Origin of the sequence: Shinella lacus (assembly GCF_010994755.1) — a bacterium.
Taxonomy (GTDB): domain Bacteria; phylum Pseudomonadota; class Alphaproteobacteria; order Rhizobiales; family Rhizobiaceae; genus Shinella; species Shinella lacus.
In genome coordinates, this window is record NZ_WHSB02000027.1 from 19,500 (window position 1) to 34,062 (window position 14,563).

15 protein-coding genes and 1 pseudogene are annotated in these 14,563 nt (G+C 59.2%); 9 read left to right on the top strand and 7 right to left on the bottom strand.

Annotation, left to right across the window (positions count from 1 at the left end):
• Positions 1-3: 3 nt before the first annotated feature.
• The 6 genes from GB927_RS33250 to GB927_RS33280 are packed head-to-tail and all read right to left on the bottom strand — an operon-like array spanning position 4 to position 3,392.
• Positions 4-303 (bottom strand): hypothetical protein, encoded by a 300-nt coding sequence (locus GB927_RS33250; protein WP_110808511.1) that lies wholly within the window; start codon positions 301-303, stop codon positions 4-6.
• Positions 303-1,940, bottom strand: a complete 1,638-nt coding sequence (tnpC, locus tag GB927_RS33255) for an IS66 family transposase (protein WP_256121439.1) — start codon at positions 1,938-1,940, stop codon at positions 303-305. Before tnpC ends, GB927_RS33250 begins: the two co-directional genes overlap by 1 nt.
• Before the next feature lie 59 nt (positions 1,941-1,999).
• On the bottom strand, positions 2,000-2,350 hold the full coding sequence (tnpB, locus tag GB927_RS33260; protein WP_062594513.1) for an IS66 family insertion sequence element accessory protein TnpB: 351 nt from the start codon (positions 2,348-2,350) through the stop codon (positions 2,000-2,002).
• Entirely contained in the window at positions 2,347-2,751 is a 405-nt protein-coding gene (tnpA, locus tag GB927_RS34540; RefSeq protein ID WP_423734667.1) for an IS66-like element accessory protein TnpA, read from the bottom strand. The genes tnpB and tnpA overlap by 4 nt, the downstream gene beginning before the upstream one ends.
• Positions 2,720-3,154, bottom strand: a complete 435-nt coding sequence (locus GB927_RS33275) for a hypothetical protein (RefSeq protein WP_256121440.1) — start codon at positions 3,152-3,154, stop codon at positions 2,720-2,722. The genes tnpA and GB927_RS33275 overlap by 32 nt, the downstream gene beginning before the upstream one ends.
• A gap of 1 nt (position 3,155) precedes the next feature.
• Complete coding sequence (locus tag GB927_RS33280; RefSeq protein WP_256121441.1) at positions 3,156-3,392, bottom strand: hypothetical protein; 237 nt, start codon at positions 3,390-3,392, stop codon at positions 3,156-3,158.
• A gap of 147 nt (positions 3,393-3,539) precedes the next feature.
• On the opposite strand from GB927_RS33280, the gene GB927_RS33285 reads away from it, so the two are divergent.
• Positions 3,540-4,235 carry an IS6 family transposase gene (locus tag GB927_RS33285; RefSeq protein WP_256121452.1) on the top strand — a complete coding sequence of 232 codons (696 nt, stop codon included), beginning with the start codon at positions 3,540-3,542 and terminating at the stop codon, positions 4,233-4,235.
• Between the two features lie 69 nt (positions 4,236-4,304).
• On the opposite strand, the gene GB927_RS33290 is transcribed toward GB927_RS33285, so the two are convergent.
• Positions 4,305-5,078, bottom strand: a complete 774-nt coding sequence (locus GB927_RS33290; RefSeq protein ID WP_256121442.1) for a GntR family transcriptional regulator — start codon at positions 5,076-5,078, stop codon at positions 4,305-4,307.
• Between the two features lie 342 nt (positions 5,079-5,420).
• Here GB927_RS33290 and GB927_RS33295 point away from each other — a divergent pair, with 342 nt between their 5' ends.
• The 8 genes and pseudogenes from GB927_RS33295 to GB927_RS34545 all read left to right on the top strand — a co-directional run.
• Positions 5,421-7,022 carry an ABC transporter substrate-binding protein gene (locus GB927_RS33295; protein WP_256121443.1) on the top strand — a complete coding sequence of 534 codons (1,602 nt, stop codon included), beginning with the start codon at positions 5,421-5,423 and terminating at the stop codon, positions 7,020-7,022.
• A gap of 60 nt (positions 7,023-7,082) precedes the next feature.
• Complete coding sequence (locus tag GB927_RS33300) at positions 7,083-8,123, top strand: ABC transporter permease (RefSeq protein ID WP_256121444.1); 1,041 nt, start codon at positions 7,083-7,085, stop codon at positions 8,121-8,123.
• Positions 8,123-8,965: an ABC transporter permease gene (locus GB927_RS33305; RefSeq protein WP_256121445.1), complete on the top strand. Its 843-nt coding sequence runs from the start codon at positions 8,123-8,125 to the stop codon at positions 8,963-8,965. The genes GB927_RS33300 and GB927_RS33305 overlap by 1 nt, the downstream gene beginning before the upstream one ends.
• A complete protein-coding gene (locus tag GB927_RS33310) occupies positions 8,965-10,644 on the top strand; it encodes a dipeptide ABC transporter ATP-binding protein (RefSeq protein WP_256121446.1) in 1,680 nt (559 codons plus the stop codon). Before GB927_RS33305 ends, GB927_RS33310 begins: the two co-directional genes overlap by 1 nt.
• A complete protein-coding gene (locus tag GB927_RS33315) occupies positions 10,641-11,603 on the top strand; it encodes an NAD-dependent epimerase/dehydratase family protein (RefSeq protein ID WP_256121448.1) in 963 nt (320 codons plus the stop codon). Before GB927_RS33310 ends, GB927_RS33315 begins: the two co-directional genes overlap by 4 nt.
• Positions 11,600-12,358 carry an SDR family NAD(P)-dependent oxidoreductase gene (locus GB927_RS33320; protein ID WP_256121449.1) on the top strand — a complete coding sequence of 253 codons (759 nt, stop codon included), beginning with the start codon at positions 11,600-11,602 and terminating at the stop codon, positions 12,356-12,358. The genes GB927_RS33315 and GB927_RS33320 overlap by 4 nt, the downstream gene beginning before the upstream one ends.
• A 52-nt stretch (positions 12,359-12,410) precedes the next feature.
• Positions 12,411-13,841, top strand: coding sequence for a dihydropyrimidinase (hydA, locus tag GB927_RS33325; RefSeq protein WP_256121450.1), 1,431 nt, complete (start codon positions 12,411-12,413; stop codon positions 13,839-13,841).
• A 111-nt stretch (positions 13,842-13,952) separates the two neighbouring features.
• Positions 13,953-14,059: pseudogene (locus GB927_RS34545) on the top strand (IS3 family transposase); the annotation flags it as partial.
• Between the last annotated feature and the right edge of the window lie 504 nt (positions 14,060-14,563).

Below are 14,563 nucleotides of genomic sequence, written 5' to 3' on the forward strand. Positions count from 1 at the left end.
AGCTTATGATTTAGGCTGGTCCGCCATGATGCGTTCGATCCTTTCCGGATCACATTGCTCGTCGATAAGGAACTGCCGCACACCTCCGTCCCAGGTGCGGATATCGGCGAGGAATTCCTGCAAGCTTTCGATCCCCCGGTCCGTGAAGGTGGTGATGCCCTCTTCGCTGCCGTCATGGACATGGATCATCTCGCCGTAGTCGATGTTGTCGGAATTGTTGGCGATTTTCTGGAGAAGTTCAATGTTCTCGCCGATCAGCGAGGCGACATAGTCGATCGTGTAGACATGCGTCGGGCGCGCCATCAGGCTGCTTTCTGGTGGACGTGGCCTGCGGAAGACCAGTTCCACGGCAACAGTTCCGGCAGCCGCGACACGGGGATGCCAGGCATGCGAGCGAGCACGTCCGCCAGCCAGGCCTGCGGATCGATGTCGTTCATCTTGGCCGTGACGATCAGGGAATACATGAAGGCAGCACGCTCGCCGCCGCGCTGGGAGCCGGCGAATAGCCACGCCTTTCTTCCGAGAGCTATCCCGCGCAGGGCGCGCTCGGCCGCATTGTTCGACATGCAGAGCCTGCCATCGTCGAGGAACCGGGTGAAGGCTTCCCAGCGCCCGTCCTTCTCGAACATGTAGTTGATCGCCTTGGCGACGGGATTGTGCTTCGACATCTGGGAACGCTGGGCCATGAGCCAGTCGTGCAGTTCCTCGGCGATCGTACGCGCATGTTGCCGCCTCGCTACCAGTCTTTCCTCGGCGGACTTCCCGTTTATGCCTCGCTCGATATCGAAGAGCGCGTCGATGCGGGCGACGGCCTCGAGCGCGACAGGCGATATCTCGTGGGCAGGTTTGCCCTTGCGCACGTTGCCGGCGATATCGGCCAGTTCGAAGAACTTGCGCCGTGCATGGCTCCAGCAGAGCGCGCTCTTGACCGGTTCGGGGCGGCGACCCGCACGATAGAGATCGTTGTAGCCACCATAGGCATCCGCCTGCAGTATGCCGTGCCATCCGGCAAGATGCGTGTTGGGATGGGTCTTCTCCCGGTCCGGAGAAAAGTGGAAGAGCGCCGCCGGCGGCGCGCCGCCCGCAAAGGGACGATCATCGCGGACGTAGGTCCATAACCTTGCCTGCCTTGTTGCACCCCTGGCCAGAAGCGGCACGGTGGTGTCGTCACCATGCAGCCGAACGGCTGCCAGAACATGGGCACGGATCAGGTCATGGATCGGCTGCAGCGCCGTCGCGCAGGCCCCGACCTGATCGGCCAGCGTAGAGAGGCTGAGATCGACGCCTTCCCTGGCATAGCGCTCGGCCTGGCGGTTCAATGGCTGATGCTGACCGAACTTCTCGAACAGGATCGTGGCGAGCAAGTTGGGACCTGCCCATCCACGCGGAGTCGGATGGAAGGGAGCCGGTGGCTGGCTGATCTTCTCGCAGTCCCGGCAGGTGAACTTCTCCCGCACCGTCTGGATCACCTTCCACTGGCGCGGGATCGCCTCCAGCGTCTCGGTGACGTCTTCGCCCATCTTCACGATCCGGGCCGAGCCGCAGCAGGCGCATTGCGTGGGAGCTTCGATGACCAGGCGCTCGCGCAGCAGATGTTCGGGAAACGGCTTGCGGGCCGGCCGGCGGCGTTCGAAGGCGGAGACATTTGTGATCTTCGCTGCCACGCGTTCAGCCGCGATCTCGTCTTCGGTGGCGTCGGCTTCGAGTTCTTCGAGCTGCAGTTCCATCTGGTCGATCAGCCGGGCGCGCCGTTCCGAGCTCTGGCCATACTGCTCACGGCGCAGCTTTGCGATCTCGAGCTTGAGGTGCCGGATCATCGCCTCCGAAGTCGTCACGACGGCGCGCACCTGCGCGAGATCGGCCTCGGCGGAGGCGGCACGCGCTTCCGATACCGCAAGCGCGGCGCGCAATCTGGCTATCTCCGAAGCAGCATCATCCATGGCCGAAAGCTACCATGGAACCACAGAAAGCCCAACAAAAACAGTGGAACGGTTGGCGACTATCCTGCCGTTGCAGGTCGCTGCGTCCAGCGTGGATTGCGCCAGTCGATCCCTTCCAGAAGATAGCCGAGTTGCGCCGCCGACACTGGCACGGCGGAGCTATTCTGGCTGACCGGCCAGATGAACTTTCCGGCCTCAAGCCGCTTCAGGTAAAGCGACATGCCGATCCCGTCGTGCCACAAAACCTTGATCAGATCACCCTTGCGACCCCGGAAGCAGAAGACCTCACCGCCATGAGGATCGCGGCCAAGACCCTGTTGCACCTTCAGCGCTAGGCTGTTCATGCCGCAACGCATGTCCGTCACGCCGCCCGCGATCCACACCTTCACCCCGGCCGGAAAGGCGATCATGACGCATCCAGGACCGGCAACAGGCCGGCAAGGATGTTCGGATCAAGCGAGGCCGGGATCGTCAGGCGACGACCGTTCGGCAGGCCGATCTCGATCGTCTTGTCGCCGTCCGACCGGAGCGGACCGGCCATCTCGGAAGATGCCGGCGGCGGCAAAATCGAAAGCGGCACGAAGCTTGTTGATGCGGTAACGCTCAGAAGCCCGCTCCGGTATTCCCGACGCCAACGGGTCAACAACGACCGAGACAATCCATATCGCCGCGCCGTCACTGAACCCTGCCGAAAGCCTTGCAAGCTCTCTTCGACGATCCGAACCTTCTCTTCGTCCGACCAATCCCGTCGACGGCCAAGATCGTCCGCGGAATAGACCTCAATAGGGGAAATGATTGTAGCGCATGACATAAGGCATGGACTTAAAGCCAATCACCAAATCAGGGCAGACGGCCTTCGGCGGAGGCATACGAAGGGTAGCAGCTTGGAGATATAGGCCCTCCACCACCGCCACCTCGCAGAGATTGATGCTCTGCAGAAAGTGAGAGATCAGGTTGAGCCGCTGACTGACGTCCGAATCCTCCTTGATCTTGGCGCCGGCGCTCCTCGAGATGAGATTTCCCAGGGCGCTCCAGGCGAACGCGTGCGCCTCGGTAAGCCTGATGTCGTTGTCTTTGAACTTCTCCCTGTTCACTTGGCTGACCTCAAGATGCTTGCCAGCGATTATAGAGACTGGGACCAGCGCTTTCTCTCCCCAGTTGTCGAGAGCGCCGACGATGTCGTCACCGAATTTCAGCTCTTTTTCCTTTTCCATCTTACTGAGCCTTTGCCTTCGCCTGCCGTCCCAAGGCTGCCGCGAGATCCTTACCGCGGGTGTATGGCTCCGTCCGAGTGTGGAGCTCGAACTCACCGTCCCTGGCATGGAGCTGCTTTGTGGCATTCTTCGCCATGCTCGTGTTCATGCCGGCGACCTGATCACGGCGGAATTTGCGGTTTTGCGGCTGCTTCACGAATAGCCCGATGAGCGCGAATTCCGGCGAGAGGGGGAACATGACGATCGTTCCCTCTAGGCCGAACCCCGGTGAGTATGGTGCCCGATCTTTTCCATCGGCCCATGCCAGGACAACGGGCTCTGTCGCAAACTCATTTGCAACGAGGATCAATGTATGGATGTTGCTCCTCAAGAGCGGGAGCGCCTCATGTTTTCAGGTCGTCATTTCGATCGTTCAGTGATCCTGCTGTGCGTACGCTGGTATCTGGCCTACAATCTGAGCCTGCGCGATCTGGAAGAAATGATGGCCGAACGTGGCAACCGCATCGACCATTCCACGATTCATCGCTGGGTGGTTCGGTTCTCGCCGCTTCTTTTCGAGCATTTCAACCACAGAAAGCGTTCGGTCACCCGGAAGTGGCATATCGATGAGACATACATCAAGGTCCACGGTCGGTGGACATACCTCTATCGCGCAATCGACAGCGTCGGCGACACGGTCGAATTCTTCTTCAGCGAACATCGTGATCTGGTTGCAGCCAAGTGCTTCATTCGCAAAGCGCTGGCTCGTCATGGCCGCCCTGAACGGATTGTCATCGAGGGCAGCCAGACGAACCGGCAGGCAATCGTCGCCTGTGATGGCGAGAGCGGGTTCAAAGACCAATCCCGGTGTCTGGAACCGATCCGCATTCGGCAAAGCCGGTACCTCAACAACCGTATCGAGCAGGATCACCGACGCATCAAGCACCGGATCCGATCCATGCTCGGTTTCAAGTCGATGGCCAGTGCCGCAACCATCCTCTCCGGCATCGAGATGGTTCATATGATGCGCAAACGACAGGCGAGGTATGCCTACAATCCGGCACCCTCCCTTGCCGAACAATTCGAGATCCTCGCCGCATAACGCATCCCACGCCTGGCTTCACACATTTCAAAGGCGAGTTTGCGACAGAACCCCTTAACGTCGCCGAGCTCAGTTGTCGGGCACTCCGCGTAGCCAGCCCATTGCATCGCCGAACGACGACTCCGGTGTCATCCTGTCAAGCTTCAGATCCTTCTCGACATGCGTCAGATGGTTGAGCATTTCCTGCGCTGCCGTCCCTCCGTCGCCTGCGGCAATAGCGTCGACAATGCGCAGGTGTTCGTCTCGGGGGCATGCTTCGTCATGCTCGGCATACAGCAGGACCGCAAGGCAAGTCAGCGTTTGCAACTGAGTCATAAGTCTGAGCAGGACCTGGTTGCCCGAGAGTTCTGCAAGCAGCAAATGGAACTCCCCCGTCAAGCGGACCAGCGTACCACGCTGACCGGCAAGGCGAGCTTCATTTTCTTCTGCGAGGTGCTTCCTTAACTCGGTCAGTCCGAACCGGTGCGGTGCCGAGGCCAGAAGCCGTACAATCTCCGGTTCGACCAGCCGTCGCACAAAAAGAATATCACGCGCCTCCTTCCTGCTCGGCGAGGCGACTGCCGTGCCCTTGTTCGGAGATTTTACGAGTATCCCGTCCTGGGCCAGTCTCGCCACGGCCTGACGTATAACGGTCCTGCTGACATCGAAAGTAGCGGCAAGTTGCTCTTCGGTTATGGACTCCCCGGCTGGAAGTCGCTGTTCGAAAATCGCCTGAAGTATACGCCGGCGGATTTCCCCTTCGGTTCTTCCACGTAGCTTTTCCAACAGAGGCAGCTTGCCATCCCCTGTGCTGCCGCCGTCCTCCGGGCCTGGATCCGTCTCGATTGGCTTCGTTTCGTTCATTGTAATTCTCTACCGGCGGGTTCTCGGCGTCACAGATACATCTATTGGCACCAGAGGCTTACCCTGTTCTGGCGTTGTCGTCTTTGGGTTTCAAGTTTGGGCTTTCATTTTTGCCTTGACAAGAGTCTTGGGGTTTAGCAATTTGATTGTGCACAATGTAGAGCACAATCGGAACTTCTGCAAAGGCGAGGAGAGCGGAGAGGCAGTTAGATGCTTCGGAAATGCTGCCGCAATCCCGGATTGCGTGGAGGGAAGGGATCCCCTCGGATGGCTCGGGCGTATTGCACCGGAATGGATAGTCGCCGCGCCATCGCCTTGCGCGGCAAGCAATTGGGAGGAACTATGAGTAAGTCATTTTTTTCAGTGAGTGGGGCTGTGGGCGCCATTTTCGCCTTGACGGCGGCGGCAACTTCGATGCCGGTCTTTGCGCAGGACGCCACGACTACACTGATTGTCGCAGGTCCCCGCACGCCGGAGTCGCTTGATCAGGAATATCCGCCGACCGAGGCCGGCCACGAGGCCCGCCGCAACATTTATGAGCGGCTCCTTGCCTATGCGCCAAAGACTGGCGAGGACGGCATCGTCTATGAAGATTTCAGCAAGATCGTCGGTGCGCTCGCCGAGAGCTGGGTAGTCTCGGACGACAAGACGTCGATTACCTTCCACCTGCGCAAGGATGCCGTCAGCACCGTCGGCAATGTGCTCACCGCGGACGACGTGATGTGGTCATTCGAGCGTGGCTGGCACCTGAAGGCGAACTTCCGCTGGTACATGACGCAGGTTCTCAAGATTGAATCTTTCGAACAGGCCTTCGCGAAAATCGACGAACATACGGTCAAGGTTACCATACCCAATCCGTCGCCGCTGATCGATCGTATTTGGGTCAACAACGACCTCGGCATTCTCGATGCGGCCGAGGTGAAGAAGCATGTAACCGACGAAGACCCGTGGGCTTCGATTTGGCTTGCTAACCACTCTGCTTCGTTCGGCCCGTACGGCGTGACCAAGTACACGCCTGGCCAGGAAGTCGTTTACGAGGCCAACGACAAGTACTATCGCGGCGAACCCCGTCTCAAGAAGGTCATTTTCCGGGAGATGCCAACGTCCGCAAACCGCGTTGCGGCGTTGCAGGCGGGCTCGGTCGATGTCGCCGAATATCTATTGCCCAGAGAGCTCTCGCTGGTCGAGAAAATGCCTAGCGCAAAGGTGTGGAAAGTCTTCGGAAACTATATTCACCGCGTGGAAATGAACAACGAAATCGAGCCCTTCTCGAATGAGAAGGTGCGCCAAGCGCTGAATTACCTCGTGCCCCGCGACGGCATTTTGAAGGCAATCTACTTCGATACCGCGCGTATGACAAAAAGCCCGATCTCCGAAATCTACCCTGGCTTCACAGAGGAATATTTTCAGTATTCGACTGATCTGGAAAAGGCAAAGGCGCTTCTGGTCGAGGCGGGCTATCCACAAGGCTTCAAGACCGAACTTGGATATCGCACCGGCGATCAGATCGAAGAAGAAATCGCCGTCATTCTGAAGAGTGCGTTGGCCAAGGCCGGTATCGATGTCACCTTGTCGAAGCTGCCTGCGTCGACCCTGGTTGAGCGCTATAGTAACGGCAAGATTCCAATGTACTTCTTCCGTGACATGGCGATCGTCCCGGACGCCGCCTACGTCGCCAATCTGTGGCTCAACAGTGCGTCACTCATCAACTATCCGCGTTTCAAGAACGAGGAAGTCGATAAGCTGATCGATTCCAGCCTCACCAGCATCGATGAGCAAAAGCGGCTCGAGGGCATGCGTCGCGTCCAGCAAATCACGGTCGAGTCGGCGCCGTGGATATTCCTGATGAACCCGGGCTACCAACTCGCGACGCGTAGCAACGTGAAGGGTTACTCTTGGTACACGCCTAATGCGAACAGCTGGTTCGACTTTTACAAGGACTAGCGTCGCCGCGGGGAGGCTGTCGCCTCCTCGCCTACGGCCCATCTTAGCGAGCTTGAGAAAATGCCCCTTATCCAGTATTGGCGCGTGCTTCCGCGTCCCCTCAGAATTGTCGCTGGTCGCCTGATTATGATCGTGCCGCAAATGTTCGGCGTGATGCTTGTCACTTTTTTGCTTGTCCGGCTGCTTCCGGGGGATCCTGCTCTCCTGATGCTCGGCAACATGGCGACTGAAGAGCAGATCATCGCATTACGTGAAAAGCTGGGCCTCAACCTCAGCGTCTACGAACAGTTCATGCAATATGCAGGCAACGTGATGCATGGCGACCTCGGCGTTTCACCCTTCACCTCGAACCCGGTCGTCGTGGACCTTCTGGAGCGCGCGCCCGCCACGCTGGAGCTCATCACCTACGCCATGCTTCTAACGATACTGATCGGCGTGGCGTTCGCGGTGATTTCCGTGATCCGTCCCAAGGGAGCTATCGACTACGGCAGTCGCGTCTATGGACTTGCTGCAGGCGCCATCCCCGATTTCTGGGTCGGCTTGCTGCTCATATACTTCTTCTTCTACGTGCTGGGCTGGGCACCGGCTCCGTTCGGGCGGGTCGATGCCTTGGTCACGCCGCCGCCCACTGTGACCGGCTTCTACACGATTGATAGCCTGCTTGCCGGAGATTTGAACGCGTTCTTTTCGGCGGTGGGTCGATTGCTCCTGCCGGTTCTGACGCTAGCCATCGTCAATGCGGGTGCGCTCATGAAGATGACGAAGACAGTTTTCGCGGACGCCTATCGAAGTGATTTCATCCGTCATCAGCGTGCCTGTGGCCTGTCGGAGCGTACCATCGTGCGCAGTGCCCTGCGCAACAGTCTGCCGCCGATAATCACCCTTGTCGGCTTTCTGTTCGGTTTCCTGTTAGGTGCCGCGGTTCTCGTCGAAACGATCTTCTCCTGGGGAGGCCTCGGCCAATACGCCGTGCAGGCGGTGATCAACAGCGACTATGCCGCGTTGCAGGGCTTCGTCCTGGTTGCTGCCGCCTTCATCCTCGTCGTCTATCTGGTCGTGGATATTCTCTACGAGCTCGCGGATCCAAGGATCAAAGTGTAATGAAAAACAACGGAATTGTGCTGGAGTTCCTTCGGCGGCCAAGCGCGGTCATTGGACTGACGATTCTTGCTCTGCAAATTATCGCTGTCATCTTCGCCCCCATGATCGCTCCCTATTCGCCGATCGAGGCGGATCCGTTCGCCTCGCTCGAAGCGCCATCGGTTGCGCATTGGCTTGGCACAGACGTGTCGGGCATGGATATCTTTTCCCGTATCGTCTACGCGACGCGGATCAATCTGCTGATCTCGATAACGGCCGTCATCGTTGCCTTCGCCATCGGGGTGCCGCTCGGATTGCTGATCGGCTATTACCGTGGTCTGCTGAGCGCCACGGTAATGCGCCTGTTCGACTTCATCCAATCTTTCCCCGTCTTCGTGCTGGGCATGGCCCTGGTTTCGGTAATGGGTCAAGAAATCTGGAACGTGGCGATCGTCCTTGCGGTGCTGTTCATTCCGATGTTTGCCCGACTTATCCGGGCCGAGGTGCTGTCGCTGCGCGAACGTCCCTTCATCAGCGCGGCCCGGTGCAGCGGGGCGACTGATCTGGCGATCATGTTCCGCCACATTTTGCCCAACGCCATGACGCCGGCGATTGTCCAGATCTCGATCTCTATCGGTATGGCCATCCTGTTGACGGCTGGGCTTTCCTTCGTCGGCGCGGGCGTGCGTATGCCGACACCCGAGTGGGGGCTGATGGTCAGCATCGGCGCTCAACAGATGATACTCGGCGTGTGGTGGGTTGCCCTGTTTCCCGGCCTCGCAATCGTCCTCGCCGTTCTGTGCTTCGCCCTGCTCGGCGATGCCGCGCGCGAAGTCGCAGACCCAACCGCCCGGAGGCGCTGATGTCCATGACCATATCTACCAATCAGGAAGCGCCCTTGCTCGTCGCCCGGGATCTTAGCGTTAAGTTCGACGGGGCGGACAAGCCTGCACTCGATAACGTGTCCTTCAGCCTCCACCGAAACGAGGTCCTCGGCATCGTGGGCGAAACCGGTTCGGGCAAGTCCGTGCTGGCGCGCGCGCTGATGAACCTTCTATCCGAGAACGGCCGCATCACCGCTGGGGACGTGCTGCTGGACAACCAGTCAATCCTCGGTATGGACGACAATGAACTACGCCGCCTGCGTGGCGGACGCCTTGCGCTTATCGGTACAAACGCCAAGTCGCTACTCGACCCGGTCGAAACCGTCGGATCGCAGATCGTGCGTGTTCTGCGGGCGCATCGTGGCGGATCGAAACGGGCCGCTTGGCGCGAGGCCGTCGACATGTTAAGCAAGGTCGGCATCGTCAATCCGGAACGCCGTGCCCGCGCTTACCCGCACGAGCTTTCCGGCGGCATGGCACAGCGGGTCGTCATCGCCATGGCGATGATAACGTCCCCTCAGGTCGTTCTTGCAGACGACGCTACGCTCGGACTCGATGCCACTATCCAGGTGCAGGTGCTCGACCTGCTGGTGAACCGTTGCCGCGAGCTTGGCCTCGGCGCGATTATAATCACGCACGATCTCGGTATCGTCGCGCATTTCTGCGACAAGGTCGCCATTATGCGCGAAGGACGCATCGTCGAGATCGGGCCAGTGGGGAAGTTTCTCTCGGGCCCGACGCAAGCCTATAGCGCCGAACTGCTTGAAGCCGCCAAGGTTCGCCCGACGCCTGTCGTCCGTGAGGCCCGGGAGACATCCCCAGACGTCAAGCGCACCGCTTTGCTTGACGTGTCCAATCTGGTGAAGCACTTCCCCATTCCCGGGACCAACGAGGTCGTGCGTGCGGTCGATGATGTGTCGTTCTCGCTGGCCCGGGGCGAGACCCTCGCACTCGTCGGCGAGTCCGGTTCGGGGAAGACTACCATTGGCCAATGCCTTGTGCGCCTGCTGACGACCACGGCCGGCCGTGTCACCTTCGACGGCGAGGATCTGACCGGGATGAGCGAACGCGAGTTCCGGCAACGCCGTCGGCGCATCCAGATGGTGTTTCAGGAGCCGTATGTTGCGCTCAATCCACGCTGGTCCGTCGCAAACCTTATCGGCGAACCGCTGGCGCTTTTGTCGGCAGCCGGGTCGGTAAATAAAACAAAGCGGATCCGCGAACTGCTCGATGCGGTGCAACTACCTGTGCGACTGGCCGATGCCTATCCGCACGAATTGACCGCGGGCGAGCAAAAGCGCGTCGGCATCGCTCGCGCCCTGGCGACCCGTCCGGATTTCGTGGTCTTCGACGAACCTACCACGGCACTCGATATCCGTGTGCGGGCCCAGATCATCGATCTTGTGCGCGACCTTCAAGCAGAAATGGGACTCTCTGCCCTCTTCATTACGCACGACCTGAACTCGGTGCGCTCACTTGCTCACGCCGTTTCGGTGATGCGTCACGGCAAGATCCTGGAATATGGCCCAACGGAAACGATCTTTGCCTCTCCTCAAGAAGAGTACACCAAGACGCTGCTGAAGGCCGAACTGCCGATCGAGCAGAGCCAGGTGCAGCGCGAACGTGCCGAGAGGATGCTGGTGGGAGAAATGCGATGAGTGACGTGGAGAAGGCAGTCCTTGTGACCGGCGGGGCAGGGCTGATCGGAAATGCCGTGCGCACCCTGCTGGAAACACGAGGCACCGAGGTGATCGCCGTTGACAGGATCGGCCTCACTGGTGACGGCAAGCCGCTCACGGTTTGCGATATCACTGACGTGCATCGTCTTCATGCGGTCGTGGCAGGCCGCAGCATCGGTGGCATTATCCATTGCGGCGCATTTTCGGGGCCTATGGTTCAGCGGGAAAATCCCAGTGCCATGGTTCAAGTCAACATCGTCGGTACCGCGAACGTCCTCGAACTCGCGCGCATCCATTCAGTCGATCGGTTTGTCCTGTGTTCCTCGACCAGTGCATTCGGCAATACGGCGTCTGAAAGCGGACCGGCGATGGAGCCCGTGCCCGAGGATGTGGCACTGCGACCCTCCAGCGTCTACGGGGCCAGCAAAGCAGCGGGCGAGCAACTGGTTTCGACCTATGCTCAGCAATATGCGGTGGACGGGGTGAGCCTACGAATCTCCTGGGTCTACGGGCCGCGTCGAACCACCGACTGCGCTATCCGCACAATGATCGAAGATGCGCTTGCCGGAAGATCGACGCACATACCCTACGGGCGAAACTTTCCCCGTCAATACATCCATGTGGATGATGCGGCTCGGGCGCTGGTCACGGCGCTCGATGCGCCTAGGCTGCCGCGCCGTACCTATACGGTTACCGGCGGCACCTACTTCACGCTCGGCGAGATCGGCGACATGGTCGCCCGGCTCCTGCCCAACGCCGAGATCAGCCTCGGCCTGGGCTCGGATCCGGTAGATGACGTTCAGGGGCGATTCGATATTTCCGCTATCGAGCGCGATCTTGGTTTTTCTCCCGCCATCGGCCTCGAAGACGGTATCCGCAGCTATGCGAAATGGCTTTGCGCGGAAGAAAATGGACATCTCGAAGGGAAAAGCAATTGAAAAATCCATTCCGGCTTGATGGGAAGACCGCATTGGTAACGGGCGGCAGCCGCGGCATTGGCGGTGCCATTGTGGAACTGTTCGCCGAATACGGCGCCAAGGTCGCGTTCTGTCACTATGGCGATGCCAAGGGCGCTGCGGAGCTTCTAGAAAAGACAAGTTCGACAGGGTTGCATGTTCACGGAACTGAATGTGACGTTGCCGACGAAAGTTCGGTGAAGCGACTGGCGGCATTTGCATCGGAAACGCTGGGCCATGTCGATATCGTCGTCAACAGCGCCGGTATCGGCGGCGACTGCATGTTCGTGGATCTCGACGTGGCGACCTTTGACAGAATGCTCGCGGTGCACCTGCGAGGGACCTTCCTGGTCACCCATTCCTTCTTCGGCGACATGCTCGAACGGCGCTGGGGACGGGTGATCAACATAGCTTCGCAACTTGCCTATAAGGGCGCACCCGGCCTTGCGCATTACTGCGCGGCTAAGGCGGGAATCGTCGGGTTCACCCGTGCGCTATCCTACGAAGGGGCACCTCGCGGCGTACTCGTCAACGCAATTGCGCCAGGGCCCGTCGAGACAGAGCTTCTCATGGGCCTGAGCGACGAATGGCGCGCAATGAAGATGGCGCAGTTGCCGATCAAGCGGTTCGGCACTGTCGACGAGGTCGCCCCGACTGCGCTGCTGCTGGCGTCTGATGCCGGCTCAAACTATGTCGGCCAGACACTGTCGCCCAATGGCGGCGACGTCATGCTCTGACACTGTTTTTTTGCGACGAAGCTCAAAATACCAAAATATGGAATAAGCAATTATGTACGAGTTTGATCTGGTAATCAGGGGCGGAACCGTCGTGACCGCCGCCGATACAGTGCGAGCAGAAGTCGGCATCCGAGCGGGGCGCATCGTCTCGGTCGGTGAAAAACTGGGAGCCGGAGCAAAGGAGATTGATGCGTCCGGTCTTCTGGTCATGCCTGGCGGCATAGACAGCCATGTGCACCTTGCCCAACCCTCCTCCGGTGGCCCTAAGATGGCCGACGGCTTCGAAAGCGGGACACGTTCCGCCATAGCCGGCGGCAATACCACCGTCCTGCCCTTCGCCTTGCAGCCGCGCGGCGCCGGTCTTCGGGCGAGCGTCATGGAGTATCATCGGGAGGCTGACGGAAATGCGCTCGCAGACTATGGCTTCCATCTGATCATCAGCGATCCCACACCCAGCGTTCTCGGCCAGGAGCTTCCTTCGCTTGTTGACGAGGGTTATAGCTCGTTCAAGGTCTTCATGACCTATGACGATCTTGTGCTCACCGACCGCCAGTTGCTGGAGGTCTTCGAAAGCGCTCGCACCTGCGGCGCTCTGGTGATGGTCCACTGCGAGGGCTATGATGCGATCCGCTTCATGACCGAGCGGCTGGAGCGGGCCGGCAAGACAGCGCCCTATTATCACGGGGTCTCTCGGCCGCAATCGGTGGAGCGCGAAGCGACCCACCGCGCCATCAGCCATGCTGAACTGACCGACGTACCGATCATGGTGGTTCACGTCTCCGGTCGCGAACCGATGGAGCAGGTTCGCTGGGCACAGCACAAAGGCCTCAGAATTCTCGCCGAGACATGCACGCAATATGTCGCGCTGACGGCCGACGATCTCAAGGGCCTGAACATGGACGATAGCGGAGGCAAGTATGTTTGCTCGCCGCCGCCGCGCGACAAGGATAGCTGGGAGGCAATCTGGGAAGGTATCCGGACGGGTGTGTTCCAGACTTTCTCATCTGACCACTGTCCATATTACTTCGAAGGCAGCGAGGGGAAAAACAGCGACAAGGCACGGACGTCATTCCGTTGGGTGCCCAACGGAATTCCGGGCGTGGAGGTCCGCATGCCGATCCTCTATTCCAAGGGCGTGGTGGAAGGACGCATCACTGTCAACGAATTCGTCGCGCTGACCTCCACCAATCATGCCAGGATTTACGGCCTCTATCCGCAGAAGGGCTCGATCGCCCCGGGCTTCGACGCTGACATCGTATTATGGGATCCCAACCGGAAGGAAACGATCCGCCAGGAGATCATGCACCATGGCTCCGACTACACACCTTATGAGGGAATGACGGTCACTGGTTGGCCGGTAATGACGCTGCTGCGCGGCAAGGTCATGATGCAGGACGGCAGGGTCACCGGTGAACCCGGCGATGGTGCCTTTCTGAGGCGGGGCAGGTCGCCATACGCAATTGCGCAAGCGAACTGCCCGTAGAACCGGGTTTTGTTGCAGCGGCTGAATGCGAGCGCTCACGGGTCGATTTGGCACGTGTAGCGTCATTGGCCGCTGACATCGCCGTGCTCGCTCGTCCATTGTTACCACTCTGGCTGTCGTCGCTTGGCCGCGATGCTGCACCAGGATAGCTGATCGTGAACATCAAACGGATTGAGAGCGTCTGGCGGCGTGAGGGGCTGAAAGTGCCGCGTAAGAAAAGGGCGAACCCAGATTATCCCGCGGCATGCATTCTTTTACCGTTTTTAACCTTTCGGTCACCGCTGATTAAGGTGGCGCCGTCATTGATTTCGTAGAGTCCACAACTAGGCAGCCGCAATGCTTCACCAGTTTTCGAGTTCTGTGACATACCCGATAGGCCTGGCGGAACTCGAGCGCTGTGCGGCTCTGAAGGATCTTGGGATTCTCGACACTGCGCCGGACGAAAATTTCGATGCAGCGGTAAATCTTGTCCGCTCTTCGTTCGACGTGCCGGTCGCACTAGTCGCGCTACTCCATGAGCAACGTGAGTCGTTTAAGGCAGCAACCGGGTGGGATGTCAAAGAGGCTCCACGCGAGTGGGCATTCTGCAATTACATGTTGGTTATGGGATGGCCCGCCCTTCCGAGGACATCGAGTATGATGTCCTTTTCTTGAAGGGAAAGGAGCAGAGCCATGCAGATTTCTATCTTGGGCATCGACATCGGGAAGAGCAGCTGCAGCGT

What these genes read in the sequence shown, in the direction of transcription:
- GB927_RS33250 (WP_110808511.1), bottom strand. Translation starts at nt 303, where the DNA reads ATGGCGCGCCCGACGCATGTCTACACGATCGACTATGTCGCCTCGCTG.
- tnpC (WP_256121439.1), bottom strand. Translation starts at nt 1,940, where the DNA reads ATGGATGATGCTGCTTCGGAGATAGCCAGATTGCGCGCCGCGCTTGCG.
- tnpB (WP_062594513.1), bottom strand. Translation starts at nt 2,350, where the DNA reads ATGATCGCCTTTCCGGCCGGGGTGAAGGTGTGGATCGCGGGCGGCGTG.
- tnpA (WP_423734667.1), bottom strand. Translation starts at nt 2,751, where the DNA reads ATGTCATGCGCTACAATCATTTCCCCTATTGAGGTCTATTCCGCGGAC.
- GB927_RS33275 (WP_256121440.1), bottom strand. Translation starts at nt 3,154, where the DNA reads ATGGAAAAGGAAAAAGAGCTGAAATTCGGTGACGACATCGTCGGCGCT.
- GB927_RS33280 (WP_256121441.1), bottom strand. Translation starts at nt 3,392, where the DNA reads ATGTTCCCCCTCTCGCCGGAATTCGCGCTCATCGGGCTATTCGTGAAG.
- GB927_RS33285 (WP_256121452.1), top strand. Translation starts at nt 3,540, where the DNA reads ATGTTTTCAGGTCGTCATTTCGATCGTTCAGTGATCCTGCTGTGCGTA.
- GB927_RS33290 (WP_256121442.1), bottom strand. Translation starts at nt 5,078, where the DNA reads ATGAACGAAACGAAGCCAATCGAGACGGATCCAGGCCCGGAGGACGGC.
- GB927_RS33295 (WP_256121443.1), top strand. Translation starts at nt 5,421, where the DNA reads ATGAGTAAGTCATTTTTTTCAGTGAGTGGGGCTGTGGGCGCCATTTTC.
- GB927_RS33300 (WP_256121444.1), top strand. Translation starts at nt 7,083, where the DNA reads ATGCCCCTTATCCAGTATTGGCGCGTGCTTCCGCGTCCCCTCAGAATT.
- GB927_RS33305 (WP_256121445.1), top strand. Translation starts at nt 8,123, where the DNA reads ATGAAAAACAACGGAATTGTGCTGGAGTTCCTTCGGCGGCCAAGCGCG.
- GB927_RS33310 (WP_256121446.1), top strand. Translation starts at nt 8,965, where the DNA reads ATGTCCATGACCATATCTACCAATCAGGAAGCGCCCTTGCTCGTCGCC.
- GB927_RS33315 (WP_256121448.1), top strand. Translation starts at nt 10,641, where the DNA reads ATGAGTGACGTGGAGAAGGCAGTCCTTGTGACCGGCGGGGCAGGGCTG.
- hydA (WP_256121450.1), top strand. Translation starts at nt 12,411, where the DNA reads ATGTACGAGTTTGATCTGGTAATCAGGGGCGGAACCGTCGTGACCGCC.